Below are 26702 nucleotides of genomic sequence, written 5' to 3' on the forward strand. Positions count from 1 at the left end.
AGACCTTAGAAACAGTTAAGGATGGTGTCATGATGGCGAACGAAATACGGTTGCGGTATGCGCCAAGTCCAACCGGACATCTGCATATTGGCGGAGCGCGTACGGCCCTGTTCAACTACTTATATGCCAAGCATCTTGGCGGAAAATTTATCGTGCGGATTGAGGATACGGATCAAACCCGCAATGTGGAAAACGCGGATGCCAATCAAATGGAAAATTTGAAATGGCTGGGTATAGATTGGGATGAGGGCACCGATGTCGGCGGACCTTATGCTCCTTATCGCCAAATGGAACGGTTGGATATTTACCGGAAATATATTGACCAATTGCTGGCGGAAGGCAAAGCGTATTATTGTTATGCCAGCAAAGAAGAACTGGATGCGGAGCGGGAAGAACAGATCGCTCGCGGCGAAACTCCGCGGATTCTGGAAAAGCACCGTTATGTAACCGATGAGCAGCGCCAGCAATACGAAGCGGAAGGACGCAAGCCGGCGATCCATTTCATCGTACCGGAAGACAAGGTGTATGTCGTCAACGATTTGATTCGCGGCGAGGTCACTTTTGAATCAAACGGTATGGGCGATTTTGTCATTTGCCGCCCGGATGGCATCCCTACCTACAACTTTGCGGTGGTCATTGATGATTATCTGATGAAGATCAGCCATGTAGTACGCGGGGAGGAACATTTGTCCAATACGCCGCGTCAGTTGATGATTTATGAAGCGTTTGGCTGGGAACCGCCGCAATTCGCCCACCTTGCGTTGATTTTGAATCAAGATGGCAAAAAAATGAGCAAACGGGATGAGAGCATCATCCAGTTTATCGGCCAATACCGGGAGTTGGGCTTTTTGCCGCAAGCGATTGTAAACTTCCTTGTTTTGTTGGGATGGTCTCCTGGCGGCGAAGAAGAAATTTATTCGCTCGACGATCTGGTCAAACTGTTTACTTTGGAGCGGGTGAACAAAGCTCCGGCTGTGTTTGATACAGCGAAAATGAATTGGATGAACAACTTCTACATCAAACGCGAACCGCTTGAGTCGATCGTTGAGCTTTGCTTGCCTCATTTGCAAAAAGCCGGGTTCATTGAAGAGACGCTCACAGAGGAGGAAAAAGCGCGTGTAACCAGCATTGTTGCCCTTTATCAGGAACAAATGTCATATTGCGCGCAAATTGTGCCGCTCGCTGCTCTTTTCTTCCTGGAAGAAGTAGTGTACGATGAAGATGCAAAAGCCGTTTTAAAAGAAGAGCAAGTGCCTGAAGTGCTGGCGTCCTTTTACAAGCACATTGAAGCGCTTGAAGTATATTCTGTAGAAAACATTAACGCGTCGTTAAAAACCGTCCAAAAAGAGACCGGATTTAAAGGAAAAGCGCTGTTTATGCCGGTGCGTGTTGCCACAACCGGCCAGGCGCATGGACGCGATTTGGGTCAAACGCTCTACCTGTTGGGACGGGATAAAGTGTTGGAACGCGTGCGCAAGGTCTTGGACGGACGCTGATCGCCATGAAACGCATATCGAGATGTGATGAACAGGAGAAGTACAAGAAGGTAATGTCGACAGAGAGGATGGAAAGGTGAGAGCCATCCGGCATGAAATCTTGGAAGATGCACCTGGGAGCAATCGGCTGAACTCCAATGAGGGTAAGTAGGTCGTATCGGGTTCCTTCCGTTAACGAGGACAAAAGCGAGGCACTCTTGTGCCTAAGCAGAGTGGAACCGCGGTAGATATGGAAACCGTCTCTGCGTCTTCGAAAAGAAGGCGTTGAGGCGGTTTTTTCGCTTTGCTCAGCCGCGGGAAAGATGTAAGCATGCGAGAGCACGAGTGAGCGTATGCATACAAAGGCTTCGGCGAGGAGGCTGAACAAAGAGTCAAGTTGTAACGAAACGGGGGGTTGCTCCATGTGGAAACGGATGAGGGAGGACATTCAAGCTGTATTTGACCGCGATCCTGCGGCGCGCAGCGTCCTCGAGGTGGTACTCACTTATGCCGGGCTCCATGCAATCTGGGGTTATCGCATTGCCCACAAATTGTTTGAGTGGAAATGGTATACGGCAGCGCGAATAGTTTCGCAAATGACGAGATTTTTTACCGGAATAGAAATTCATCCAGGAGCAAAAATTGGCCGCCGCTTGTTTATTGACCATGGGGCAGGCGTAGTGATTGGGGAAACGTGTGAAATCGGCGATGACGTTACTATTTATCAAGGTGTAACCTTGGGGGGAACCGGAAAAGAAAAAGGCAAGCGCCACCCGACGATCGGGAATAATGTCATCATTGCCTCGGGCGCAAAAGTGTTGGGTTCCTTTAAAATTGGTGATAATTCCAAGATAGGAGCCGGTTCAGTGGTCTTGCAGGAAGTGCCGCCAAACTCGACCGTCGTCGGGGTGAAGGCGAAGGTTGTGGTACAGGATGGAAAGCGAGTCAAACATGATCTCGACCATGTGAATCTGCCTGATCCGATTGCCGATATGATCCGACAGATGCAAGCAGAATTGGAAAAACAGCAAAAAGAGCTGGCTGAACTTCGTGAGCAAATTAAGTCGCTTAAGGAGAAGGAAAATGAGCATACGGTTATTTAATACATTGACTAGACAAAAAGAAGAATTTGTTCCGCTTGAACCTGGCAAAGTAAAAATGTACGTTTGCGGTCCGACGGTTTACAACTATATTCACATTGGAAATGCCCGTCCTGCCGTAGTATTTGATACTTTCCGCAGGTATTTGCTGTACCGCGGTTTTTCTGTGACGTTTGTGCAAAATATAACAGATGTGGATGATAAATTGATTCGTGCTGCCAATGCCGAGGGAACGACTGTTCCGGAACTGGCTGAACGCTATACGCGGGCGTACAACGAGGATCTTGTTTCAATCAATGTGCTGCCGCCTGACATTCAACCGCATGTAATGGAAACGATACCGGAAATTATTCAATTTGTCGCCGGATTGATCGAGAAGGGCTATGCATATGAGAGCGAAGGAGACGTCTATTTCCGCACGACCCGTTTTACCGAATACGGCAAGCTTTCCCATCAGCCAATCGAAGATTTGCAGGCCGGGGCGCGAGTGGAAATTAGCGAGAAGAAGGAAAATCCGCTTGATTTTGCCCTTTGGAAAGCGGCGAAACCGGGGGAAATCTCTTGGGAAAGTCCGTGGGGTGCAGGGCGTCCGGGCTGGCATATTGAATGCTCGGCGATGGCGTTGAAATTCCTTGGCGAAACGATTGATATCCATGCCGGCGGAACAGATCTGACCTTCCCGCACCACGAAAACGAGATTGCGCAGTCGGAATGCTTGACCGGCAAAGTGTTTGCCCGCTATTGGCTGCATAACGGCATGATCAACATTGATAACGAAAAAATGTCAAAATCGCTGGGGAACTTCTTGCTGCTGCGTGACGTTGTCAAGCAGTACGGCGGACAGTTGATCCGATTCTTCTTGCTGACCGGCCACTACCGCGGTCCGATCAATTTTAGCGTGGAACTGCTGGAGCAAGCAGCAAACGGTCTGGAGCGGATCATTACTTCGTACGAGAATCTGAAGCATCGAATGGCCACAGCCCGGCAGGAGGAACCGAACGGACTCGCCGCGGAACAGGCCGCTATCGTTGCCCAACTGCGGGAACGATTTATTGCGGAGATGGATGATGACATCAATACCGCCAATGCAATTACCGTATTGTTTGAGTTGGTCAAGGAAGCCAACCTTTACCTGCGGAATCAAAATGTAGGGACTGCGCAAATCGCCGCCTACCAAAAGCTGTTTGAGGAATTTGCCGGAGTGCTGGGACTCCGTTTGGAACAGACAGAGGAACTGCTGGACAGCGAAGTGGAAAGCTTGATCGCTGAACGGACGGAAGCGCGAAAAACGCGTAATTTTGCGCGCGCTGACGAGATTCGCGACTTGTTGCAGCAACGGGGCATTATACTGGAAGATACACCACAGGGCGTTCGCTGGCGCCGTAAATAAAGGGATGGTTTGATGCAAAAAGAAGAGTTGACGCGTGATCCGAAGCTGGCCAATCCTTTGGTCTGGGCGTTTTTGGGGGATGCCACCTACGCCCATTGTGTCCGGTATCACTTGATTGCGCGAGGATTGGTAAAACCGAATCAATTGCATAAAACGGCCAATCAATATGTATCAGCAAAAGCGCAAGCCAATATTTTGCTGACTCTTCTTCCCATGCTGACCGAAGAAGAAGTGGGCGTGGTCAAACGGGGGCGAAATGCCAAGTCAGGCTCCGTAGCCAAAAATGCCGATATTATTGATTATCGTCATGCGACGGCATTTGAAGCGTTGATCGGATATTTATATTTGCAAGGGCGAGAGGAACGGATTGCAGAAATTATGCAGCTGGCATTTGCTGTGGTGGAAGGAGAGTAACGAGATGAGCGAAGAATGGATTGTCGGCAAGAATCCGATTATCGAAGCACTCCGCTCCGGAAGAACGATCAATAAGATCTGGATAGCGGAGGGAGTCAACAAAAATCAAATGGGACCGATCCTCTCACTGGCCAAGGAACAAGGAGTTATCATCACCTCGGCAAATCGCAAAAAGCTGGATCAACTGAGCGGAACGGATCATCACCAGGGAGTCATTGCATCGGTGGCTGCCTACGACTATGTGGAACTGGATGACATTTTGGCGGCTGCGCGCTCCAAAAACGAAGCTCCGTTTTTGCTGATCCTGGATGAGTTGGAGGATCCCCACAATCTCGGTTCGATTCTGCGGACAGCAGATGCGGTGGGAGCACACGGAGTGATTATTCCCAAACGTCGATCGGTTAGTTTGACAGCGACGGTGGCCAAGGCATCTGCGGGCGCGATTGAATATGTCCCTGTGGCGCGGGTAACCAATCTCGTGCGCGCCATTGAAGAATTAAAAGAGCAGGGAATTTGGATAGCGGGTACGGATGCCGGTGCTCCTTTGGATTTTCGCGAAGGCGATTTTACCATTCCGCTTGCGCTGGTGATCGGGAGTGAAGGCAAAGGAATCAGCCGCCTGGTACGGGAAAACTGTGACTTCCTCTATCGCTTGCCTATGGCGGGTCAGGTTACATCCCTGAATGCTTCTGTTGCTGCCGCCTTGTTGATGTATGAAGTATACCGCGCCAGGAGTCCACTGCCCGCCCGGGTGAAATAAGATGGCCAAGAAAAAAGGGAAGCAACTTCTGATTGTGGACGGTTACAACATTATTGGAGCATGGCCTGAATTGCGCGCCTTGAAAGAAGCCGAACGGATGGACGAGGCGCGCGATCTGTTAATTTCCAAGTTGGCAGATTACCAGAGCTACTCAGGAATCAAAGTGATTGTGGTCTTTGATGCCTATACGGTGCCTGGTTTGGGTCGGCAACTGCAAGACTACAAGATCGACATCTATTTCACCAAACAAAAAGAGACAGCTGATGAAAGAATCGAACGTCTTGTTTCCCAGTTTTACGAGAGAAATCGACAAATTTATGTCGCTACCTCGGATTATACTTCCCAACGGGTGATCTTTGGACAAGGCGCCTTGCGCAAATCGGCGCGGGAACTATTGTTAGATATAGAAAGCGCAGGAAAAGAAATTCACGAACAGGTAAAAAAGACGCAGGAAGAGCGCTTTTCCAAGCGGATAACGCTAGATGATGAAATCGCGAAAATATTCGAAAAATGGCGAAGGGAATAATAGAGAGTCAGTTGACGCTTTTTTACGCCATCATGTATAATAACGACATATCTTGCGATGGTAGCTTGTCCAAACAACCGGAAAGCAAAGTCCGGAAAGTTTGTTGATGATATTGATAAGCGGGCATTCCTTGCGGTCAAAAGCTTGACGAATGCCATCGTTTTCTGTTTGGAAATCAGTTGTCGGAGGGATCATTCGTGAGCGTTGACCTCAAGGAGTTGAAGCATACCCAATATGATCTGATGTCCGATGAAGAGGTAGTTGACCTGGTAAGGGATAATGATGCGGAAGCTTTGGAATATCTGATTAACAAATACAAAAACTTTGTCAGAGCCAAAGCGCGTTCTTATTTTCTGATTGGGGCGGACCGAGAGGATATTGTGCAGGAGGGTATGATCGGGCTGTACAAATCGATTCGAGATTTTCGGGGAGACAAACTGACGTCTTTCAAGGCGTTTGCAGAACTTTGTATCACTCGTCAGATTATTACGGCGATCAAAACAGCAACGCGACAAAAGCATATTCCGTTAAACTCTTACGTTTCGTTGGACAAGCCGATCTATGATGAGGATTCCGATCGTACCTTGCTGGATGTTATCTGCGGAACGAAAGTGACTGATCCCGAGGAACTGTTTATTAATCGGGAAGAGTTTGATGACATTGAAGGAAAGATGAGCGAGATACTGAGTGATCTGGAACGCCAAGTGCTGATGCTGTATCTGGATGGGCGGTCTTATCAGCAAATCGCGGTTGAACTTAACCGGCATGTCAAATCGATTGACAACGCTTTGCAACGGGTAAAGCGAAAACTGGAGCGTTATCTGGAAGGGCGAGAGGTTCATTTGTAGGGAAAAATGTCGCTAAATAGCCTCTCCAGTTTCTCTTTCTGAATACTTTCGACGAAATTAGCAAAATTCCTGTTGAATTTTGCTAATTTTTTTCGCGGTTGTTGGAACGATATGCGCCGGATTTGTCAAGATGTTTTGTTGACATAGGGTGCTGATTGTGATAAATTTGTTTAAGTAACCGTAGACTCATATTCTATGGTTACTTCTTTGAATGGTCAGGAAAAAAGTAGCGGTTTTTCCCGTACTATTTTTGTGAAGGAAAGCGTGAATACTTTCTGGAACGCAAAGGAACCCTCTCGTAGCCGGCTCGTGCTTATGCTGCGGTGGCTCGGACGGTTTTTTATTGTATGTGCAAAATTAGCAGGTTTGAAATGAGATGGAGGTGGCAATGATGCGAGTAAACATTACGTTAGCGTGCACCGAATGCGGTGAGCGTAACTATATCTCCACAAAGAATAAGCGTACCAATCCGGAGCGCATCGAACTGAAAAAGTATTGCTCCCGCGAGAAAAAGCAAACACTTCACCGTGAAACGAAGTAACGTTGGAAGCTGGAAGTTTGGGAGGTGGCGTTGTGGGTTTCTTATCGAGAATCGGAGCTAGTTTTCGTCGAACTGGAAGTTTTTTTGGCGACGTTATCTCCGAATTAAAGAAAGTTCGCTGGCCAAACCGAAAAGAACTGACAACTTACACCGTTGTCGTCCTCGTTACGGTGGTGTTGCTTGCGGTATTCTTCTTTGTGGTTGATTTGGGTATCTCGAGCTTGATTGAATTGATTTTGGGTAAAGGCAAGTAATTTCAAGACCTAGGAGGGACGGACGGATTAACGTCCTGGTGGATATGGAAAAAGCGTGGTATGTGGTTCATACTTACTCAGGGTATGAAAACAAGGTAAAAACGAATCTGGAAAAACGCGTTGAGTCGATGGGGATGGAAGACAAGATCTTCCGTGTTCTGGTTCCAACCGAAGAAGAGGTGGAGACTAAGGACGGCAAAAAACGCACCGTGACCAAAAAAGTATTTCCGGGTTACGTTCTTGTTGAAATGGTTATGACGGACGACTCTTGGTATGTCGTGCGAAATACTCCTGGGGTGACCGGCTTTGTTGGATCCACGGGAGCTGGTTCGAAACCGACGGCTCTTCTTCCCGAAGAAGCTGACGCGATTCTTAAACAAATGGGGATTGAGTTGCCGAAAGTCAAAGTCGATTTTGCTCTCCGGGACTTGGTTCGGGTCAAAGATGGTCCGTTCTCCGGTCGTGAAGGAGAGATAATCGAGATACACCCAGACAGACAAAAAGTCCGCGTGCTGGTGGATATTTTTGGGCGTGAAACGCCCGTTGAACTGGACTTTACACAAGTCCTGAAATTGGATTAGGATGTAGCTTGAAAAGTATCATCCGATATGATACATTTCAATATGTTTTTAGTCCTAAATCCATTTTATGAAATGGGTTCCCGTACTCTCACTATGATAGATCAGAAAGCCTTTTGACAGGTTTTCCATGAAAAGGTGGGAGGGGGTATTCCCCCGTATTACCACAAGTTGAAGTAAGGAGGTGTCTTACGTGGCTAAAAAGGTTATCCGCGTAATTAAATTACAAATTCCAGCAGGTAAAGCAAACCCTGCGCCTCCAGTAGGTCCGGCTCTCGGTCAAGCTGGTGTAAATATTATGGGATTCTGTAAGGAGTTCAATGCTCGTACAGAAAGTGAAGCAGGAATGATTATTCCGGTAGAAATTACCGTTTATGAAGACCGTTCCTTCACATTCATTACCAAAACTCCGCCTGCAGCTGTATTGTTGAAAAAGGCTGCTGGTATCGAGTCTGGTTCTGGTGTCCCAAACAAAACGAAAGTAGCTACGCTGAAACGTGACAAAGTTCGCGAGATCGCCGAATTGAAACGTCCTGACCTGAATGCAGCTTCTGTGGAAGCAGCTATGCGCATGGTCGAAGGGACTGCTCGTTCGATGGGTATCGTGATCGAAGACTAATTGTTATTGTTTTTGGTATAGTGATGACGTTTATGGGGGTACAGAGTATGTGCCCCCTGTTTGTGGGAGGATTAAAAACCGCTACGACCACAATGAAGGGAGATTTTTAATAATGCCAAAACATGGTAAAAAATATCAAGACGCTGTAAAGCTGATCGATAAAAATAAACTGTATGATGTAACCGAAGGTATTGAGTTGGTGAAAAAATCAGCAACTGCAAAATTCGATGAAACTGTCGAAGCTGCATTCCGTTTGGGTGTAGATCCGAAACGTGCTGACCAACAAATCCGCGGTGCTGTTGTATTGCCGCATGGTACTGGTAAAGTACAACGCGTGCTTGTATTTGCAAAAGGCGAAAAAGCAAAAGAAGCGGAAGCGGCTGGTGCTGACTACGTCGGCGATGCTGACCTGATCTCCAAAATTCAAGGTGGCTGGTTCGACTTTGACGTCGTTGTAGCTACTCCTGATTTGATGGGTGAAGTAGGGAAACTGGGTCGTGTGCTCGGTCCAAAAGGCTTGATGCCAAACCCGAAAACCGGAACCGTTACTTTTGACGTAACCAAAGCGGTAAATGAAATCAAAGCTGGTAAAATCGAGTATCGTGTTGATAAAGCAGGTAACATTCATGCGCCAATCGGTAAAGTATCTTTTGATACCGACAAATTGGCAGAAAACCTTGCTACATTGACGGAAGCGTTGAATCGTGCGAAACCAGCAGCTGCAAAGGGTGTTTACATCAAAAACGTATCGCTCAGCTCCACTATGGGTCCTGGCGTGCGCGTTGCAGTAAAATAATGACAGTTGACTTCCTTTGGGGAAGTTGCTAAGATAGATCGTGTTGATGAAAAGAATAGTGCGATGCCGTAGACAGAAGGTGCGAGACTCGCAAGAGCTTGCTTAATATCCCTCCGAGGCTGTAATGAATCGTTAAGGATATATTCCTGTGATCACATTATGCCTTCGTGGAGTCCGCGGGGGCATTTTTCTTTTCCGGCTAAGGATTGAAGTACGGGAGGTGTAAAACCATGGCAGAAATTCGTCCAACCGTTATTCGTGAAGAAAAGGTACAAGCGGTTAATGAAATTGCAACGAAGCTCCGTGAAAGCCAAACCACTGTTGTGGCTGATTATCGCGGACTTACTGTAGCGGAAGTTACTGAACTTCGCAAACAACTTCGTGAAGCAGGCGTGGAATTCCGCGTTTTGAAAAATACGCTGACTCGTCTTGCCACTGCAAAAGAAAACTTGACTGAACTCGATCAATATCTCTTGGGACCAAACGCAATTGCGTTCTCCAACGATGATCTGATTGCTCCGGCAAAAATTTTGGCAGATTTCGCGAAGAAAAATGATCGTCTGGAAATCAAAGGCGGCATTATCGAAGGAAAAGTGGTAGGCGCTGATGATATCAAAGCTCTTGCTACCTTGCCTTCCCGCGAAGGTTTGTTGTCCATGCTGCTCAGCGTGCTCCAAGCACCTGTTCGCAACTTTGCGCTTGCAGTCAAAGCTGTTGCCGACCAAAAAGAAGGCGAAAGCGCATAATTGCCCGAATGGCCATCGGCTGACGGCGTAACGTTTGTAAGATTTATTTGATCAAAAAATATTTTCTCTGGAATGGGAGGCTATAAAAAATGAGTAAAGAACAAATCTTGGAAGCTATTAAAGGCATGTCCGTTCTTGAATTGAACGATTTGGTTAAAGCGATCGAAGAAGAATTTGGTGTAACTGCTGCTGCTCCTGTAGCTGTAGTAGCTGGTGGTGCTGCTGGTGGCGAAGCTGCTGCAGAACAAACTGAATTCACTGTAAACCTCGTTAGCGGTGGAGCTTCTAAAATCAACGTTATCAAAGTTGTTCGCGAGCTGACTGGTCTTGGCTTGAAAGAAGCAAAAGACTTGGTTGACAATGCTCCAAAAACCCTCAAAGAAGGCGTTTCTAAAGAAGAAGCTGAATCCATCAAAGCAAAATTGGAAGAAGCTGGCGCAACTGTAGAAGTAAAATAAGGTTGTTCTTCTTGATAGAAAGACTCCCCTTGCCGATAAGGCAGGGGGTTTTCTGCATATTCTCCCCACAATGATGCGAAAGGTGTGTAAGACTTGACCGATCATTACTACACCAACAACCCCAACATTCCACACGACGAGATGGAATTTTCTTTTCAACTGCGCGGTTTTACGCTTCGCTTTATTACCGATGCCGGTGTGTTTTCTCGTGATCGCATTGATTTTGGCAGCGTCCTGTTGATCGAAACGATGCAGATCCCGAAGGCAGCAAACGTATTGGATGTTGGTTGCGGATACGGGCCGATCGGGTTGACAGCGGCGAAATTGGCCGAACAAGGCAAAGTCACGATGATCGATGTAAATGAACGGGCGGTGGCATTGGCCCGAAGAAACGCCGAGCGCAACGGCATTGCCAATGTAAAGGTGCTGACCAGCGATTTATACAGCGGTCTGGATGACATGGAGAAGTTTGATGTAATCCTGACGAACCCGCCGATCCGGGCCGGCAAGGAGATTGTTCATCGGATTTTTACAGAAGGTTATCAGTTTCTGGTAGACGGCGGGGAGATGTGGGTCGTGATCCAAAAGAAACAGGGAGCCCCTTCTGCTTTGAAAAAACTGCAGGAGATTTATCGTGAAGTGGAAGAAGTGGAGCGAAGCAAAGGATACTTTATTTATCGAGCCATAAAATAAGTTTTGCTCTGAACAGTGCTTGACGTTAAAAAATGGTTATGGTAACATTGGATAATGTCAATATGGGATTGGTGTCTAATTTTGAAGTAATTCCTATTTTGTCAACCGTAATTTTTCTTCTTTTTTATTCATAAGGAGGAATGCTGGTGTAAAAAGATGGGAATTCTTTTAAAATAGAGCTTTTTTGGGTTAAAAAAGGAGTCGTTGCTTTAACCCATTTTTATTTTTATTAACGCTGTCAGTGCCAGGGTTACAATTCGACTTGGCGTTTTTTGCGTGGGAGTTCAGCAAAGGCCATTTCTGTTCAAGCTGATAACACAAACATGAGGGGTGAATAAGTTGGCAGGTAAACTGATTCAGAGCGGTCGACACCGCCAGCGTCGCACGTATTCGCGTATTAACGAAGTGCTGGGTCTTCCTAATCTGATTGAGATTCAGCAAAAATCCTACCAATGGTTCTTAGACGAAGGGTTGCGCGAGATGTTTCAAGATATTTCGCCGATCCAAGATTTTACGGGGAATCTGGTGCTGGAGTTCATTGATTACAGCTTAGGTGAACCCAAGTATGATGTGGATGAATCGAAGGAGCGCGATGTTACATATGCCGCCCCTCTCAGAGTGAAAGTTCGTTTGTTGAACAAGGAAACGGGCGAAGTGAAAGAACAAGAAGTGTTCATGGGCGATTTCCCGCTCATGACGGAAACGGGCACATTTGTGATTAACGGTGCTGAACGCGTTATTGTAAGTCAGCTGGTTCGTTCCCCGAGTGTCTATTACAACAACAAAGTGGACAAAAATGGAAAGCAGACGTATACAGCGACTGTGATACCGAATCGTGGCGCTTGGTTGGAACTGGAAACCGACGCAAAGGATGTCATTTATGTTCGTATTGACCGTACCCGCAAAATTCCGGTGACGGTTTTGCTGCGCGCACTTGGTTTCAGTTCCGATGTAGAAATCTTGAACCTGTTGGGTGAAGATGAGTACATCAAAAACACTTTGGAAAAAGACAACACCGATTCAACCGAAAAAGCGCTGATCGAAATTTACGAGCGTTTGCGTCCGGGTGAACCGCCAACGGTGGACAACGCCAAAAGTTTGCTTGTTTCTCGTTTCTTTGATCCAAAACGCTATGATCTGGCCTCTGTTGGTCGCTACAAAATGAACAAAAAGCTGCATATCAAGAACCGTTTGTTCAATCAACGTCTTGCGGAAACGCTTGTTGATACAAGAACTGGCGAAATTATTGCGGAAGCCGGTCAAATCCTCGACCGCCGTCTGCTGGATCGAATTCTTCCGGCGCTCGAAGAGAATGTCGGCTATGTAGATGTTCGCACAAATGGCGGCGTGCTCGATGAAGATGTGATTCGTTTGCAATCCATCAATATCTTCTCTCCGCTTGAAGACGGAAAAGTAATTAAAGTGATCGGAAACGGAAACGTCGAAAAAACGATCAAGCATATTACCCCGTCCGATATTGTTGCGGCAATTAACTACTTTATCAATTTGCTGCACGGCATAGGCTCTACGGATGACATTGACCATCTCGGGAACCGTCGTCTCCGTTCGGTTGGTGAGTTGTTGCAAAACCAATTCCGCATTGGGCTTTCCCGTATGGAGCGTGTGGTTCGCGAGCGGATGTCCATCCAGGATCAAAACCAGATCACTCCGCAGGCGCTCATCAATATTCGTCCGGTGATTGCGGCTATCAAGGAGTTTTTCGGGAGTTCGCAGTTGTCCCAGTTCATGGATCAAACCAACCCATTGGCTGAATTGACGCACAAACGTCGTCTCTCTGCATTGGGACCAGGCGGTTTGACACGTGAGCGTGCTGGTTTCGAAGTTCGGGACGTTCACCATTCCCACTATGGCCGGATGTGTCCGATTGAAACCCCGGAGGGTCCGAACATCGGTTTGATCAACTCGCTGTCTTCTTTTGCCCGCATCAATGATTACGGCTTTATCGAAACGCCGCGGCGCAAAATTGATCCGGAAACCGGCCGGGTGCTAAGCGACATTGTTTACCTGACCGCGGATGAAGAGGACGTCTATAATGTGGCACAAGCTAACCAGCCGCTCGATGAAGAAGGCCGATTTATCAACGAGATGGTTATCTGCCGCCGCAGAGGCGAAATCATCAGTGTGCCGCGCGATCGTGTAGACTTCATGGACGTTTCGCCAAAACAGGTCGTTTCGGTTGCAACCGCGCTGATCCCGTTCCTGGAAAACGACGACGCGAACCGCGCGTTGATGGGTTCCAACATGCAGCGCCAAGCCGTTCCGCTTTTGGTTCCGCAGGCTCCTTTTGTCGGAACAGGAATGGAACATAAAGCAGCACAGGACTCTGGTGTAGCGATTGTTGCCAAACATTATGGTCAAGTGGAACACGTGACTGCTCGTGAGATTCGCGTGCGCCGCTACCATGAAATCGACGGCAAGATGGTTGCCGGCGAACTTGATCGATTCAAACTGCATAAATTTATTCGTTCCAACCAAGGAACTTGCGTAAACCAACGTCCAATCGTGAAAAAAGGCGACTGGATTGAACCGGGTGACATCATTGCCGACGGTCCTTCCACAGAAAAAGGCGAACTGGCGCTGGGTCGAAATGTAATCGTAGCGTTTATGACCTGGGAAGGATATAACTACGAGGATGCCATCCTGTTGAGTGAAAAACTGGTGAAAGATGATGTTTACACTTCGATCCATATTGAAGAATATGAATCAGAAGCGCGTGACACCAAGCTTGGACCGGAAGAAATCACTCGCGACATTCCAAACGTGGGTGAAGATGCGCTGAAAAACCTGGATGAACGCGGAATTGTTCGCGTTGGGGCGGAAATTCAGGACGGCGACATCCTGGTAGGGAAAGTAACGCCTAAAGGGGTTACCGAGCTGACAGCCGAGGAACGTTTGCTGCATGCCATCTTTGGTGAAAAAGCGCGTGAAGTGCGCGACACTTCGCTGCGCGTACCGCACGGCGGATCGGGTATTGTCGTAGATGTGAAAGTGTTTACCCGTGAAAACGGCGATGAGTTGCCGCCTGGCGTCAACCAGCTTGTGCGCGTCTACATCGCGCAAAAACGGAAAATTTCCGTTGGGGACAAAATGGCCGGTCGACATGGTAACAAAGGGGTAATTGCCCGGATCATGCCAGAAGAAGATATGCCGTTCTTGCCTGACGGTTCGCCGGTAGAGATCGTCCTCAACCCATTGGGTGTGCCGTCTCGGATGAACATCGGTCAGGTATTGGAGACACATCTGGGGATGGCGGCAAAAATGCTCGGTATTCACGTGGCGACGCCAGTCTTTGACGGAGCGCGTCAAGACGATGTATTCGAGACTTTGGAAGAGGCCGGTTTGGACCGCGACGGAAAAACGATTTTGTTCGATGGCCGTACAGGTGAACCGTTTGACCGCCGCGTAACGGTTGGTTGCGTATATATGCTGAAACTGGCCCACTTGGTCGACGATAAAATCCACGCTCGTTCCACTGGTCCATACTCGCTTGTCACGCAACAGCCATTGGGAGGTAAAGCCCAATTTGGCGGACAGCGTTTTGGGGAAATGGAGGTATGGGCGCTCGAAGCATACGGGGCAGCCTATACATTGCAAGAGATTCTTACCGTTAAATCCGATGACGTCGTCGGCCGTGTGAAAACGTACGAAGCGATTGTCAAAGGGGAGAACGTGCCGGAACCTGGCGTTCCAGAATCCTTCAAAGTTTTGATTAAGGAATTGCAAAGCTTGGGGATGGATGTGAAAATCCTGTCCGAGGATGAACAAGAGATCGAAATGCGGGAAATTGAAGACGAGGACGAGGGTGCGGGCGAAAAGCTCAATCTCGTGCTTGAAGGTGGAAGCTTGGACGAAGAGTAAGATTCCGGTACAAGGGAGGTAACGCCCTGTGATTGACGTTAATAATTTTGAATACATGAAAATAGGCTTGGCATCTCCTGAAAAGATCCGTTCGTGGTCATTTGGAGAAGTGAAAAAACCAGAAACGATTAACTATCGTACTTTGAAACCGGAAAAAGACGGTTTGTTCTGCGAACGTATTTTTGGACCGACAAAGGACTGGGAGTGCCATTGCGGTAAATACAAACGCGTTCGTTACAAAGGGGTCGTCTGCGACCGATGCGGTGTGGAAGTTACCCGTGCGAAAGTTCGCCGTGAGAGAATGGGGCACATTGAATTGGCTGCCCCTGTCTCCCACATCTGGTACTTTAAAGGAATCCCCAGCCGCATGGGTCTTGTCCTTGACATGTCTCCTCGCTCGCTGGAAGAAATCATTTATTTTGCTTCCTACGTTGTAACGGATCCAGGAGATACACCGCTGGATAAGAAACAATTGCTTTCTGAAAAAGAATATCGCAGTTACCGTGAGAAATACGGCCAATCTTTTCAGGCGATGATGGGGGCAGAAGCGATTAAACGTCTGCTTGCTGAAATCGATGTTGACAAAGAAGTGGATTTTCTCAAGGAAGAGTTGAAAACTGCGCAAGGCCAACGCCGCAACCGTGCGATCAAACGTCTGGAGGTTTTGGAAGCATTCCGCAACTCCGGAAACCGTCCGGAATGGATGGTGCTTGATGTATTGCCGGTTATTCCGCCGGAATTGCGTCCGATGGTACAGCTCGATGGCGGTCGCTTTGCTACTTCCGACTTGAACGATTTGTATCGTCGGGTCATCAACCGGAACAACCGTCTGAAACGTTTGCTTGAACTAGGCGCGCCGGATATTATCGTACAAAACGAAAAACGGATGCTGCAGGAAGCGGTTGACGCCTTGATCGACAATGGTCGTCGCGGACGTCCTGTTACCGGTCCTGGTAACCGTCCGTTGAAATCGTTGAGCCATATGCTCAAAGGGAAACAAGGTCGTTTCCGTCAAAACCTGTTGGGTAAACGTGTGGACTACTCCGGGCGTTCCGTTATCGTCGTAGGACCAAACTTGAAAATGTATCAATGCGGTCTGCCGAAAGAAATGGCGCTTGAGCTGTTCAAACCGTTTGTCATGAAGGAGCTGGTCGCTAAAGGGCTGGCCCACAATATTAAAAGCGCGAAGCGAAAAGTGGAACGCGTTCAACCGGAAGTGTGGGATGTCTTGGAAGATGTGATCCGCGAACATCCGGTTCTGCTGAACCGCGCCCCCACTTTGCACCGCTTGGGGATTCAGGCGTTTGAACCGGTCCTGGTTGAAGGACGTGCAATTCGTCTTCACCCGCTCGTATGTACGGCTTACAACGCCGACTTCGACGGGGACCAAATGGCTGTGCACGTACCGCTGTCCGCCGAAGCACAAGCGGAAGCGCGCATCTTGATGCTGGCTGCGCAAAACATTTTGAACCCGAAAGATGGAAAACCGGTCGTAACACCGTCGCAGGACATGGTTCTCGGTTCTTACTATCTTACATTGGAACGCGAAGGCGCCATTGGCGAAGGTACAACTTATCGTGATCCACGGGATGCGATCGCCGCATACCAAAACGGATATATCAGCTTGCAAACTCGCATTGTCGTGCCTACAAATAGCTTGGGAAAAACCAGCTTTACGGAGAAACAAAACAAAGCGTTGTTTGTAACGACCGTTGGTAAGATTATCTTTAATGAAATCTTCCCGCCGGAGTTGCCTTATATTAATACCCCGACCAAGGAAAACCTGCAAAATGGTGTGCCAGACGAATACTTTATCTTTGATAAAGGTGTCGACATCAAGGAATTTATTCAAAAGCTGCCTGACAGGGGCGCGGTGAAAAAAGGTTTCTTGGGGACGATTATTTCGGAGTGTTTCCGTCGCTTTGGCACGATGCAGACTTCGATGATTCTCGACCGGATCAAGGAACTCGGATTTACCTATTCAACCAAGGCCGGTATTACGATCGCTGTTGCTGATATCGCCGTTCCGGAGAAGAAGAAGGAAATTCTGGAAGCAGCCGACGAGAAGGTAGCGACGGTTATGACGCAGTTCCGCCGCGGTTTGATTACGGAAGATGAACGCTATGACCGCGTCATTTCCATCTGGTCGAAAGCCAAAGACGAAGTAACCGATGTTTTGATGAAATCGATGGATAAATTTAATGCGATCTTTATGATGGCGAACTCCGGTGCGCGCGGTAACGTTTCGCAGATTACCCAGCTGGCCGGGATGCGCGGCTTGATGGCGAACCCATCCGGCCGGATTATCGAGTTGCCGATTAAGTCCAATTTCCGTGAAGGCTTGACCGTGTTGGAATACTTTATTTCGACACACGGTGCTCGTAAAGGTCTTGCTGATACCGCGTTGCGTACGGCTGACTCCGGCTATCTGACACGCCGCTTGGTTGACGTGGCGCAAGACGTGATCGTTCGCGAGGAAGATTGCGGTACCGATAAAGGGATTCGCGTGACGGCGATTAAAGACGGGAAAGAGGAAATTGAAAAACTTTCCGATCGTCTCATTGGTCGCACTTGCTTTGAAACGGTGCGCCATCCGGTCACCAAAGAGATCATCGTGGGCCGCAATGAAGAGATTACCGAAGAGATCGCGGAGCAAATCGAAAAAGCAGGAATCGAAGACGTGTATATCCGCAACGTGCTGGCTTGCCGCACCAGCCATGGTGTCTGCAAACGTTGCTATGGACGCAACCTGGCTACAGGCGCTGAGGTAGAAATCGGTGAAGCGGTTGGTATTATCGCTGCTCAGTCGATCGGTGAACCTGGTACACAGTTGACGATGCGTACCTTCCATACCGGGGGTGTGGCTGGAGACGATATCACGCAAGGTTTGCCGCGTATTCAAGAGTTGTTTGAAGCGCGCAATCCGAAAGGTCAAGCGGTTATCTCGGAAATTGACGGGGAAGTCATTGACATCCGCGAAGGAAAAGATCGCCGTGAAATTGAAGTTCGCGGAGAAGCAGAAAACAAAGTGTACGCTGTGCCATACGGCTCTCGTATCAAAGTGGCGATTGGAAGCAGACTGAACGCCGGGGATGAACTCACCGAAGGTTCGGTTGACCCGAAAGAAATGCTGAAAGTCCGCGGAACCCGCGGAGTATCCAACTACATTTTGCAAGAAGTGCAAAAGGTATACCGGATGCAAGGTGTGGAAATTAACGACAAGCACGTTGAGGTTATGATCCGTCAAATGCTGCGCAAGTTGCGGGTGATTGACAGCGGGGACACTGATTTGCTGCCTGGATCTTTCGTGGAAGTGCATGAGTTTGAACAAGCCAATGCCAAAGTATTGATCGAAGGCGGCAATCCGGCGGTTGGACGTCCGGTGTTGCTCGGTATTACCAAAGCATCTTTGGAAACAGACTCATTCCTGTCTGCTGCTTCTTTCCAAGAAACGACTCGCGTACTTACCGATGCAGCGATCAAAGGAAAAGTGGATCGTCTGCTCGGCTTGAAAGAAAACGTGATTATCGGGAAACTGGTTCCAGCCGGTACTGGTATGACGCGTTATCGCAACACCAAAGTGATGACTGCCGCAGAACAAGAGGCACTCGCTTTGAATCAAGGAGAAGCTGTTCCGGAAGCAGTATCTGTCGAATAATGCAGCAAGTGCCCATCGTTACGGTGGGCACTTTCCTTACTTAAAAAAGCAGAGAAAGTCAGGCGCAATCTGTCGTCGATTTCGGCCATGCCATGACCGTCTGAGCTGCCGAAGTACGGTTATCGATTTGCTTGGGATATATACCGCTCAATTTTTGAGAATAAAATATGAAATGCGAAGTTGACATCTCTCAATTGAACTGATATTATATTCAAGTGTGCCTGACACTCTATGCTTTGGAGGATATGATAATCATGTCTTATGAAAAAGTAGAGCGGGCCAAGGAGTTGGCGATCGGAATAAATCAGACGATTAAGGCTGTTGAACACGCTTCGGCTGAAGAGGTGTTTATTGCGGAAGATGCCGACAAGCGTCTGACTCAAAAAGTCGCTCTCCTTTCAAAGGAGAAGGGTGTGCCAGTTTTCTATGTTGATTCTATGCGGCGTCTTGGAAAGGCGTGTAGAATTGATGTAGGCGCGGCTGCTGTCGCGATCAAAAAAGGTGGTTAAAATGTTTTTGTTTGTAAGTTGCAATGGTAACTTTTCGGACAAGAACTTTCTATTTGGCCTAAAAATGACTCACCTGGATCTGTGGTCTTGAAGAAGGGTAATAAGAAGGGAGGTAAATATAATGCCTACAATGAACCAATTGGTACGCAAAGGTCGTACAGACAAAGTGGAGAAATCCAAATCTCCTGCTTTGCAAAAAGGGTACAACAGCTTTAAAAAAGCACAAACAAACCAAAGTTCTCCACAAAAACGCGGTGTATGTACTCGTGTAGGTACCATGACTCCGAAGAAGCCTAACTCCGCTCTTCGTAAATACGCACGTGTGCGTTTGACAAACGGTATCGAGGTAACTGCATACATCGGCGGTATCGGTCACAACTTGCAAGAGCACAGCGTTGTTCTTGTTCGCGGCGGCCGTGTGAAAGACTTGCCAGGGGTTCGTTACCACATCGTTCGCGGTGCGCTTGATACCGCTGGTGTGAACAACCGTATGCAAGGACGTTCCAAATATGGTACAAAACGTCCGAAAGCTGGTAAAGACGCAGCGAAAAAGAAATGATAAAGAAACGATAACCGTTTCTTGAATTTCAAAAGAAGGAGGGGACATTATGCCACGTAAAGGTCCGGTTTCGCGTCGTGATGTATTGCCTGATCCGATTTACAACAGCAAATTGGTTACTCGTTTGATCAACCGTTTGATGTTGGATGGTAAACGCGGAGTAGCGCAAAACATTCTCTACAACGCATTCAATATTATCCAAGAACGTACAGGTCGCAACCCGATGGAAGTGTTTGAAGAAGCACTGAAAAACATCATGCCTGTATTGGAAGTTAAAGCTCGTCGTGTCGGTGGTGCTAACTACCAAGTGCCGATCGAAGTAAAACCTGAGCGCCGCACCACTCTCGGTCTGCGCTGGTTGGTTAACTACTCTCGCACTCGCGGTGAGAAAACAATGGAACAACGCCTTGCTAACGAAATCATCGATGCAGCTAACAATACAGGTGCAGCGGTGAAAAAACGTGAGGATACTCACAAAATGGCTGAGGCGAACAAAGCGTTTGCACACTATCGCTGGTAGAATCCAAAGCAGGTGTCCGCTCAGGATGCCTGCATATTCTCACATATGAGTATGGAAGGAGCATTTTATAATGGCTCGCGAATTCTCTCTGGCGAATACGCGCAATATTGGTATCATGGCACACATTGATGCTGGTAAAACGACGACAACTGAGCGTATTCTTTTCTATACCGGTCGCGTTCACAAAATTGGTGAGGTGCACGAAGGTGCAGCTACCATGGACTGGATGGAACAAGAACAAGAGCGCGGTATCACGATTACATCAGCTGCTACCACCGCTCAATGGAACGGACATCGTATCAACATCATCGATACTCCTGGACACGTAGACTTCACAGTAGAAGTTGAACGTTCCTTGCGTGTACTTGATGGTGCTGTTACTGTGTTTGACGCAAAAGGCGGCGTGGAACCACAAACCGAAACGGTTTGGCGTCAAGCTGACCGCTATGGTGTTCCGCGTATTTGCTACGTTAACAAAATGGACATCATCGGCGCTAACTTTGACATGTGCGTAGAACAAATTCGCAACCGTCTCGGCGCTAACCCTGTACCGATTCAATACCCGATCGGTGCAGAAGATCAATTTGTCGGAATGGTTGACTTGGTTGAAATGAAAGCCATCATCTATACCGATGACCTTGGTAAAACTTCCGATGCAGTAGAAATTCCTGCTGAATTGAAAGACAAATGTGAAGAACTTCATCTTCAACTTGTAGAAGCAGCTGCGGAACAAGATGAAGAATTGATGATGAAGTATCTTGAAGGGGAAGAGTTGACTGTCGAGGAGATCAAACGCGCTCTGCGCAAAGGTACGATCGAAGTTAAACTCACTCCGGTACTTTGCGGTTCTTCCTACAAAAACAAAGGTGTACAACCAATGCTGGACGCAGTAGTAGACTATCTGCCTGCACCAGTTGATGTACCTGCAATCAAAGGTACTCTTCCGGATACTGAAGAAGAAGTGACTCGTGAGTCCGACGATAACGGTCCGTTCTCTGCTCTTGCTTTCAAGATCATGACCGACCCTTATGTTGGTAAACTGACCTTCTTCCGTGTGTACTCTGGTACGATCAGTTCCGGTTCTTATGTGTTGAACTCGACTAAAGGGAAACGCGAACGTATCGGACGTATCCTGCAAATGCACGCTAACCACCGTCAAGAAATCGATATGGTTTACTCCGGTGATATCGCTGCAGCAGTAGGTTTGAAAGATACGACGACCGGTGACACTCTCTGCGATGAGAAATCTCCGGTTATCCTGGAATCGATGACCTTCCCAGAACCAGTTATCTCGGTTGCGATCGAACCGAAGTCCAAAGCTGACCAAGACAAGATGGGTATCGCCCTCTCGAAATTGGCTGAAGAAGACCCAACGTTCCGTACGCACACTGATGAAGAAACAGGTCAAACCATTATCTCCGGTATGGGTGAGCTTCACCTGGAGATCATTGTTGACCGGATGAAACGCGAATTCAAGGTTGAAGCAAACGTAGGTGCGCCACAAGTTGCTTATCGTGAAACATTCCGTAATGCAGCGAAAGTGGAAGGTAAATTCGTTCGTCAATCTGGTGGTCGCGGTCAATACGGTCACGTATGGGTTGAATTCTCTCCGCTCGAACCTGGTAAAGGGTTTGAATTTGAGAATAAAATCGTCGGTGGGGTTGTCCCTCGTGAGTATGTACCAGCTGTTCAAGCCGGTATTGAAGAAGCCATGAAAAATGGTGTGCTCGCTGGATTCCCGCTGGTTGATATTAAAGCGGCGCTCGTTGACGGTAGCTACCACGATGTAGACTCCTCCGAGATGGCGTTTAAAGTAGCTGGTTCCTTGGCGCTGAAAGAAGCTGCCAAAAAATGCGGTGCGGTTCTGCTTGAACCAATCATGAAAGTAGAAGTTACTGTTCCTGAGGAATACATGGGCGATGTTATGGGTGATTTGAACTCACGCCGCGGTCGTATCGAAGGTATGGAAGCTCGTGCGAATGTACAAGTGATCCGTTCGATGGTACCGTTGTCCGAGATGTTCGGTTATTCCACCGTACTTCGTTCCCGTACCCAAGGTCGCGGTACTTACTCCATGGTGATCGACCACTACGAAGAAGTACCAAAGTTCATCGCAGAAGAGATTATCAAAAAGTCCAAAGGCGAATAATGCTCGCGGCTTAAAAAATCTTTTAAAAGATGTGCTTACTCTCTTTATTCTCTGGAAAGAAAGGTTTACAATAATCTTGGTTTTGCTGTAAACCTTTCTTTCAAAAAATACTTAACTACCCTTAATTTGTGAGGAGGATTAAACTCTCATGGCAAAAGAAAAATTTGAGCGTAATAAGCCACACGTTAACATTGGTACAATCGGTCACGTTGACCACGGTAAAACTACTTTGACTGCTGCTATTACAACTGTATTGGCACAACAAGGTAAAGCAAAAGCTATGGACTACGGCAGCATTGACGCAGCTCCAGAAGAACGTGAACGCGGTATCACCATCAACACCGCGCACGTTGAGTATGAAACTGACAACCGTCACTATGCACACGTTGACTGCCCTGGACACGCCGACTATGTGAAAAACATGATCACTGGTGCTGCTCAAATGGACGGAGCAATCTTGGTTGTATCCGCTGCTGACGGTCCAATGCCGCAAACTCGTGAACACATCCTGTTGTCTCGCCAAGTAGGCGTACCTTACATCGTTGTTTTCATGAACAAATGCGACATGGTTGACGACGAAGAATTGTTGGAACTGGTTGAAATGGAAATCCGCGACCTGTTGTCTCAATATGAGTTCCCAGGCGATGATATCCCAGTAATCAAAGGTTCCGCTAAAGAAGCTCTTGACAATCCAAACGGTGAATGGGCTCAAAAAATCGTTGAATTGATGGAAGCTGTAGACAACTACATCCCAACTCCAGAACGCGCAACTGACAAACCTTTCTTGATGCCAGTTGAGGACGTATTCACCATCACTGGTCGCGGTACTGTTGCTACCGGTCGTGTAGAGCGCGGTGTAGTTAAAGTTGGTGACCAAGTAGAAATCATTGGTTTGGCTGAAGAAACTCGTTCTACTACCGTAACAGGTGTAGAGATGTTCCGTAAATTGCTCGACCAAGCTGAAGCTGGTGACAACATCGGTGCATTGCTCCGTGGTGTTGAGCGTAAAGATATCGAACGCGGTCAAGTTTTGGCAAAACCAGGTTCCGTTACTCCGCACACCAAATTCCGTGCTGAAGTATACGTATTGTCCAAAGAAGAAGGTGGACGTCACACTCCTTTCTTCGCTAACTACCGTCCACAATTCTACTTCCGTACAACTGACGTAACTGGTATCATTCAATTGCCAGAAGGCGTTGAAATGGTTATGCCTGGCGACAACACTGAGTTCACTGTTGAACTGATCGCTCCAGTAGCGATGGAACAAGGTACTCGTTTCGCTATCCGCGAAGGTGGCCGTACTGTAGGCGCTGGCGTTGTTGCTGGTATTATCGAGTAAGATATGCGTTAAAAAAACCGATAGCGCTGCTATCGGTTTTTTTTATTGGTTAAAGAAAGCTATTCGCTTGCATCGTCCCATTGGTTGACCATATGATGGGCGGTCAAAGTTAAACGGGAAAAGATTTCATTGCGAAGCTCACCTTCCAAGCCGATTTTGTCCATTGCTTGGTTCATGCATGATAACCAGGCTTCAGCTCGTTTCGGGGTAATCGGGAAAGGCATGTGCCTTGCGCGCAACATGGGGTGCCCGAAACGTTCGCTATATAAGGGAGGGCCGCCGAGAAATTGCGTAAGGAACATGTATTGCTTGTTTTTTGTTTCCGTGAGATCCTCAGGGAATATCGGTGCCAAATCAGGGTGGCGTTGGACCAAGGCATAAAATGTATGGACAAGACGCGAAATCGTTTCGGCGCCGCCGATTTGTTCATACGCAGTCGTTTCGTTTGCCATAAGCAGACTCCTTTCGTTCCGTCTCTTTCTACTTTATCAAAAAGTGACGGCGCGGTATAGAAAACATCACTTGACGGAATACAGAGGGATCTATCCGGCTTCCTTTTCTGCATCAGGCGATCCGTGCCAAGAAGCCGGGAAGAAGGGACAATCCAAAAGGCCGCCGATTATTAATAGAAGAGTTGTGTTGTTGCGGTGCGGTAAAGCGTTGATAGAACGCCATTTTGGCAATACTTGCTTTTATAATTTATTTTAAAAAAAACTTGCGTTGCCTATATGATTTTAGTACAATAGTGAATGTTGGTCATGGACTTGCGATGATGTGGGAGGTTGCTGACACACCCGGCCCCTTTGCCATGGCTGGGGTGCAGGATATTTCCACGGAGAAATGTCCGTTAATAAAATGGGCGAAAAAGGAGGGACTAAAATGGCAAAACAAAAGATTCGTATTCGTCTTAAAGCATACGATCATAAAATCCTCGATCAATCCGCTGAGAAAATCGTGGATACGGCTAAACGTTCCGGAGCGAATGTATCTGGGCCGATTCCGCTTCCTACTGAAAAAGCGGTTTACACGATTCTTCGTGCTGTTCACAAGTACAAAGATTCTCGCGAACAATTCGAGATGCGTACTCACAAACGTTTGATTGATATTTTGAATCCAACACCGCAAACTGTTGATGCTTTGATGCGTTTGGATCTGCCGTCCGGTGTAGATATCGAAATCAAATTGTAATCAGAAGCAGCGACACACACGCTGGCGTTGTCTTGCAAAACCCACGAATAATGCGCCCCTGCGCATCGGCAGGGACTTGATACAACAGATTGATTTGTTCACAGGAGGTGGCACTAATGACCAAAGGAATCTTAGGTAAAAAACTGGGCATGACTCAGGTTTTCGGGCCGAATGGCACTGCAGTTCCGGTAACTGTTATCGAAGCTGGTCCTTGCGTTGTACTTCAAAAGAAAGACGAAGCCAACGATGGATACGAAGCTATCCAAATCGGTTTTGACGATAAAAAAGAGCATCGCGCAAACAAACCGGAAAAAGGTCATGCAGCGAAAGCTAACACTGCACCTAAGCGCTTCGTTCGCGAAATTCGCGGAGTTAACCTCGGAGAGTTTGAGGTTGGTCAAGAATTGAAAGCTGATATTTTTGCCGCAGGAGATGTTGTTGACGTTTCTGGCGTAACCAAAGGTAAAGGTTATGCTGGTGCAATCAAACGCCACAATCAATCCCGCGGACCAATGGCACACGGTTCCCGTTACCATCGCGGACCAGGTTCGCTCGGTTCGATCGCAGCTAACCGCGTGTTCAAAGGTCAAACTTTGCCAGGTCAATTGGGTACTGACAATGTAACCATTCAAAACCTGGAAGTAGTAAGAGTGGATGCAGATCGCAACCTGATCTTGGTTAAAGGATCTATTCCTGGACCAAAAAATAGCTACGTGGTCGTTTCTACGGCTGTCAAGAACAAGTAAAGAAAGGAGGATCTGACATGCCAAAAGTAGCTCTTTACAATCAAAGCGGTTCTCAAGTAGGCGAAATTGAATTGGCTGACAGCATTTTTGGGATCGAGCCAAACAATAACGTCTTGTACGATGCGATTGTGATGCAACAAGCTTCGCAACGCCAAGGTACTCACGATGTGAAAAACCGTTCCGAAGTTCGCGGCGGCGGCCGTAAGCCATGGCGTCAAAAAGGTACTGGTCGCGCTCGTCAAGGTTCCATTCGTGCTCCACAATGGAAAGGCGGCGGTGTCGTATTCGGACCAACACCTCGCAAATACGGTTACAAACTGAACCGTAAAGTTCGCCGTTTGGCATTGAAATCCGCGCTTTCCAGCAAAGTGCAAAATAATGAATTGCTTGTTTTGGATGCATTGAACATCGCTGCACCTAAAACAAAAGATATGGTTGCTGTTTTGAACAACCTGAAAGCAGAACGCAAAGTGTTGATCGTAACCTCTGAGTTTGATCAAAACGTAGCGCTCTCTTCCCGCAACATTCCAGGAGCTAAGTTTGTAGATGCTGCAGGCATTAACGTTCTGGATCTCGTTGCTCATGATAAAGTAATCGTAACTAAAGATGCGGTTGCTAAAGTAGAGGAGGTGCTCGCCTAATGAAGAGCCTGCATGATGTAATCAAGCGCCCTATCATTACGGAGCGCACCACTGACATGATGGCTGAGAAGAAGTACGTTTTTGAAGTGCCTCTCAAAGCTAACAAAACCGAAATCAAGCAAGCGGTAGAAAAAGTATTTGGTGTAAAGGTTGAAGCTGTTAACACGACTCGTGTACCAGCAAAACCAAAACGTTACGGCAAATATTCCGGATACACTTCCGAGTGGAAAAAAGCGATCGTAAAGCTGACAGCTGACAGTAAAGATCTCGAATTCTACGAAGGTGTGTAAGCACGACGACTACCGAAAAGGAGGGA

At 47.6% G+C, this 26702-nt stretch carries 27 protein-coding genes and 2 other annotated features; of the genes, 26 read left to right on the forward strand and 1 reads right to left on the reverse strand.

The features are described from left to right. The first annotated feature begins 32 nt into the window (after window positions 1-32). The 22 genes from gltX to tuf all read left to right on the forward strand — a co-directional run bounded on the left by gltX (window position 33) and on the right by tuf (window position 23811). Window positions 33-1496 carry a glutamate--tRNA ligase gene (gltX, locus tag JOD01_RS17415; RefSeq protein ID WP_204519570.1) on the forward strand — a complete coding sequence of 488 codons (1464 nt, stop codon included), beginning with the start codon at window positions 33-35 and terminating at the stop codon, window positions 1494-1496. An 18-nt stretch (window positions 1497-1514) separates the two neighbouring features. Further along, window positions 1515-1743: a binding site (T-box leader), on the forward strand. 154 nt (window positions 1744-1897) lie between these two features. Beyond that, on the forward strand, window positions 1898-2578 hold the full coding sequence (gene cysE, locus JOD01_RS17420; RefSeq protein ID WP_204519571.1) for a serine O-acetyltransferase: 681 nt from the start codon (window positions 1898-1900) through the stop codon (window positions 2576-2578). Beyond that, a complete protein-coding gene (cysS, locus tag JOD01_RS17425; RefSeq protein WP_204519572.1) occupies window positions 2559-3965 on the forward strand; it encodes a cysteine--tRNA ligase in 1407 nt (468 codons plus the stop codon). Before cysE ends, cysS begins: the two co-directional genes overlap by 20 nt. A 12-nt stretch (window positions 3966-3977) precedes the next feature. Further along, window positions 3978-4379 carry a Mini-ribonuclease 3 gene (locus JOD01_RS17430; protein WP_204519573.1) on the forward strand — a complete coding sequence of 134 codons (402 nt, stop codon included), beginning with the start codon at window positions 3978-3980 and terminating at the stop codon, window positions 4377-4379. 4 nt (window positions 4380-4383) lie between these two features. Continuing rightward, window positions 4384-5139, forward strand: coding sequence for a 23S rRNA (guanosine(2251)-2'-O)-methyltransferase RlmB (rlmB, locus tag JOD01_RS17435; protein ID WP_204519574.1), 756 nt, complete (start codon window positions 4384-4386; stop codon window positions 5137-5139). A gap of 1 nt (window position 5140) precedes the next feature. Beyond that, window positions 5141-5665 (forward strand): NYN domain-containing protein, encoded by a 525-nt coding sequence (locus JOD01_RS17440; protein ID WP_204519575.1) that lies wholly within the window; start codon window positions 5141-5143, stop codon window positions 5663-5665. 197 nt (window positions 5666-5862) lie between these two features. Further along, on the forward strand, window positions 5863-6513 hold the full coding sequence (gene sigH, locus JOD01_RS17445; protein ID WP_204519576.1) for an RNA polymerase sporulation sigma factor SigH: 651 nt from the start codon (window positions 5863-5865) through the stop codon (window positions 6511-6513). 388 nt (window positions 6514-6901) lie between these two features. Then, window positions 6902-7054 (forward strand): 50S ribosomal protein L33, encoded by a 153-nt coding sequence (gene rpmG, locus JOD01_RS17450; protein WP_275581973.1) that lies wholly within the window; start codon window positions 6902-6904, stop codon window positions 7052-7054. A gap of 32 nt (window positions 7055-7086) precedes the next feature. Next, window positions 7087-7308 carry a preprotein translocase subunit SecE gene (gene secE, locus JOD01_RS17455; RefSeq protein WP_204519577.1) on the forward strand — a complete coding sequence of 74 codons (222 nt, stop codon included), beginning with the start codon at window positions 7087-7089 and terminating at the stop codon, window positions 7306-7308. Window positions 7309-7352: 44 nt separating this feature from the next. Beyond that, window positions 7353-7889: a transcription termination/antitermination protein NusG gene (gene nusG, locus JOD01_RS17460; protein ID WP_204519631.1), complete on the forward strand. Its 537-nt coding sequence runs from the start codon at window positions 7353-7355 to the stop codon at window positions 7887-7889. A 190-nt stretch (window positions 7890-8079) separates the two neighbouring features. After that, window positions 8080-8505 carry a 50S ribosomal protein L11 gene (rplK, locus tag JOD01_RS17465; protein ID WP_019123553.1) on the forward strand — a complete coding sequence of 142 codons (426 nt, stop codon included), beginning with the start codon at window positions 8080-8082 and terminating at the stop codon, window positions 8503-8505. 112 nt (window positions 8506-8617) lie between these two features. Further along, window positions 8618-9301: a 50S ribosomal protein L1 gene (gene rplA, locus JOD01_RS17470; protein ID WP_204519578.1), complete on the forward strand. Its 684-nt coding sequence runs from the start codon at window positions 8618-8620 to the stop codon at window positions 9299-9301. 48 nt (window positions 9302-9349) lie between these two features. Beyond that, window positions 9350-9501: a sequence feature (ribosomal protein L10 leader region), on the forward strand. A gap of 30 nt (window positions 9502-9531) precedes the next feature. Then, entirely contained in the window at window positions 9532-10047 is a 516-nt protein-coding gene (gene rplJ / locus JOD01_RS17475) for a 50S ribosomal protein L10 (protein ID WP_204519579.1), read from the forward strand. Window positions 10048-10136: 89 nt separating this feature from the next. Then, window positions 10137-10505 (forward strand): 50S ribosomal protein L7/L12, encoded by a 369-nt coding sequence (gene rplL / locus JOD01_RS17480; protein WP_204519580.1) that lies wholly within the window; start codon window positions 10137-10139, stop codon window positions 10503-10505. A gap of 93 nt (window positions 10506-10598) precedes the next feature. Next, the gene (locus JOD01_RS17485) at window positions 10599-11198 is read left to right on the forward strand and encodes a class I SAM-dependent methyltransferase (RefSeq protein ID WP_204519581.1); all 600 of its coding nucleotides are present in this window, start codon (window positions 10599-10601) and stop codon (window positions 11196-11198) included. A 339-nt stretch (window positions 11199-11537) separates the two neighbouring features. Further along, the gene (rpoB, locus tag JOD01_RS17490; RefSeq protein ID WP_204519582.1) at window positions 11538-15077 is read left to right on the forward strand and encodes a DNA-directed RNA polymerase subunit beta; all 3540 of its coding nucleotides are present in this window, start codon (window positions 11538-11540) and stop codon (window positions 15075-15077) included. 28 nt (window positions 15078-15105) lie between these two features. Then, window positions 15106-18735 (forward strand): DNA-directed RNA polymerase subunit beta', encoded by a 3630-nt coding sequence (rpoC, locus tag JOD01_RS17495; RefSeq protein ID WP_204519583.1) that lies wholly within the window; start codon window positions 15106-15108, stop codon window positions 18733-18735. A gap of 254 nt (window positions 18736-18989) precedes the next feature. After that, window positions 18990-19244 (forward strand): 50S ribosomal protein L7ae-like protein, encoded by a 255-nt coding sequence (locus JOD01_RS17500; RefSeq protein WP_204519584.1) that lies wholly within the window; start codon window positions 18990-18992, stop codon window positions 19242-19244. 121 nt (window positions 19245-19365) lie between these two features. Then, window positions 19366-19803, forward strand: coding sequence for a 30S ribosomal protein S12 (rpsL, locus tag JOD01_RS17505; protein WP_204519585.1), 438 nt, complete (start codon window positions 19366-19368; stop codon window positions 19801-19803). A 49-nt stretch (window positions 19804-19852) separates the two neighbouring features. Next, window positions 19853-20323, forward strand: coding sequence for a 30S ribosomal protein S7 (gene rpsG / locus JOD01_RS17510; protein WP_204519586.1), 471 nt, complete (start codon window positions 19853-19855; stop codon window positions 20321-20323). A 70-nt stretch (window positions 20324-20393) separates the two neighbouring features. Next, entirely contained in the window at window positions 20394-22472 is a 2079-nt protein-coding gene (fusA, locus tag JOD01_RS17515) for an elongation factor G (protein ID WP_204519587.1), read from the forward strand. Between the two features lie 148 nt (window positions 22473-22620). Next, complete coding sequence (tuf, locus tag JOD01_RS17520) at window positions 22621-23811, forward strand: elongation factor Tu (RefSeq protein ID WP_204519588.1); 1191 nt, start codon at window positions 22621-22623, stop codon at window positions 23809-23811. Between the two features lie 59 nt (window positions 23812-23870). Here tuf and JOD01_RS17525 read toward each other — a convergent pair whose 3' ends face one another. Then, on the reverse strand, window positions 23871-24263 hold the full coding sequence (locus tag JOD01_RS17525) for a globin domain-containing protein (protein WP_204519589.1): 393 nt from the start codon (window positions 24261-24263) through the stop codon (window positions 23871-23873). A 427-nt stretch (window positions 24264-24690) separates the two neighbouring features. On the opposite strand from JOD01_RS17525, the gene rpsJ reads away from it, so the two are divergent. The 4 genes from rpsJ to rplW all read left to right on the forward strand — a co-directional run bounded on the left by rpsJ (window position 24691) and on the right by rplW (window position 26676). Then, window positions 24691-24999: a 30S ribosomal protein S10 gene (gene rpsJ, locus JOD01_RS17530; protein ID WP_005828858.1), complete on the forward strand. Its 309-nt coding sequence runs from the start codon at window positions 24691-24693 to the stop codon at window positions 24997-24999. A 116-nt stretch (window positions 25000-25115) separates the two neighbouring features. Further along, window positions 25116-25745, forward strand: coding sequence for a 50S ribosomal protein L3 (gene rplC / locus JOD01_RS17535; protein WP_204519590.1), 630 nt, complete (start codon window positions 25116-25118; stop codon window positions 25743-25745). Window positions 25746-25762: 17 nt separating this feature from the next. Further along, window positions 25763-26386, forward strand: coding sequence for a 50S ribosomal protein L4 (gene rplD / locus JOD01_RS17540; protein WP_204519591.1), 624 nt, complete (start codon window positions 25763-25765; stop codon window positions 26384-26386). Next, window positions 26386-26676: a 50S ribosomal protein L23 gene (gene rplW / locus JOD01_RS17545; protein ID WP_204519592.1), complete on the forward strand. Its 291-nt coding sequence runs from the start codon at window positions 26386-26388 to the stop codon at window positions 26674-26676. Before rplD ends, rplW begins: the two co-directional genes overlap by 1 nt. Window positions 26677-26702: the final 26 nt, after the last annotated feature.

Source organism: Brevibacillus fulvus, assembly GCF_016908525.1.
Taxonomy (GTDB): domain Bacteria; phylum Bacillota; class Bacilli; order Brevibacillales; family Brevibacillaceae; genus Brevibacillus_G; species Brevibacillus_G fulvus.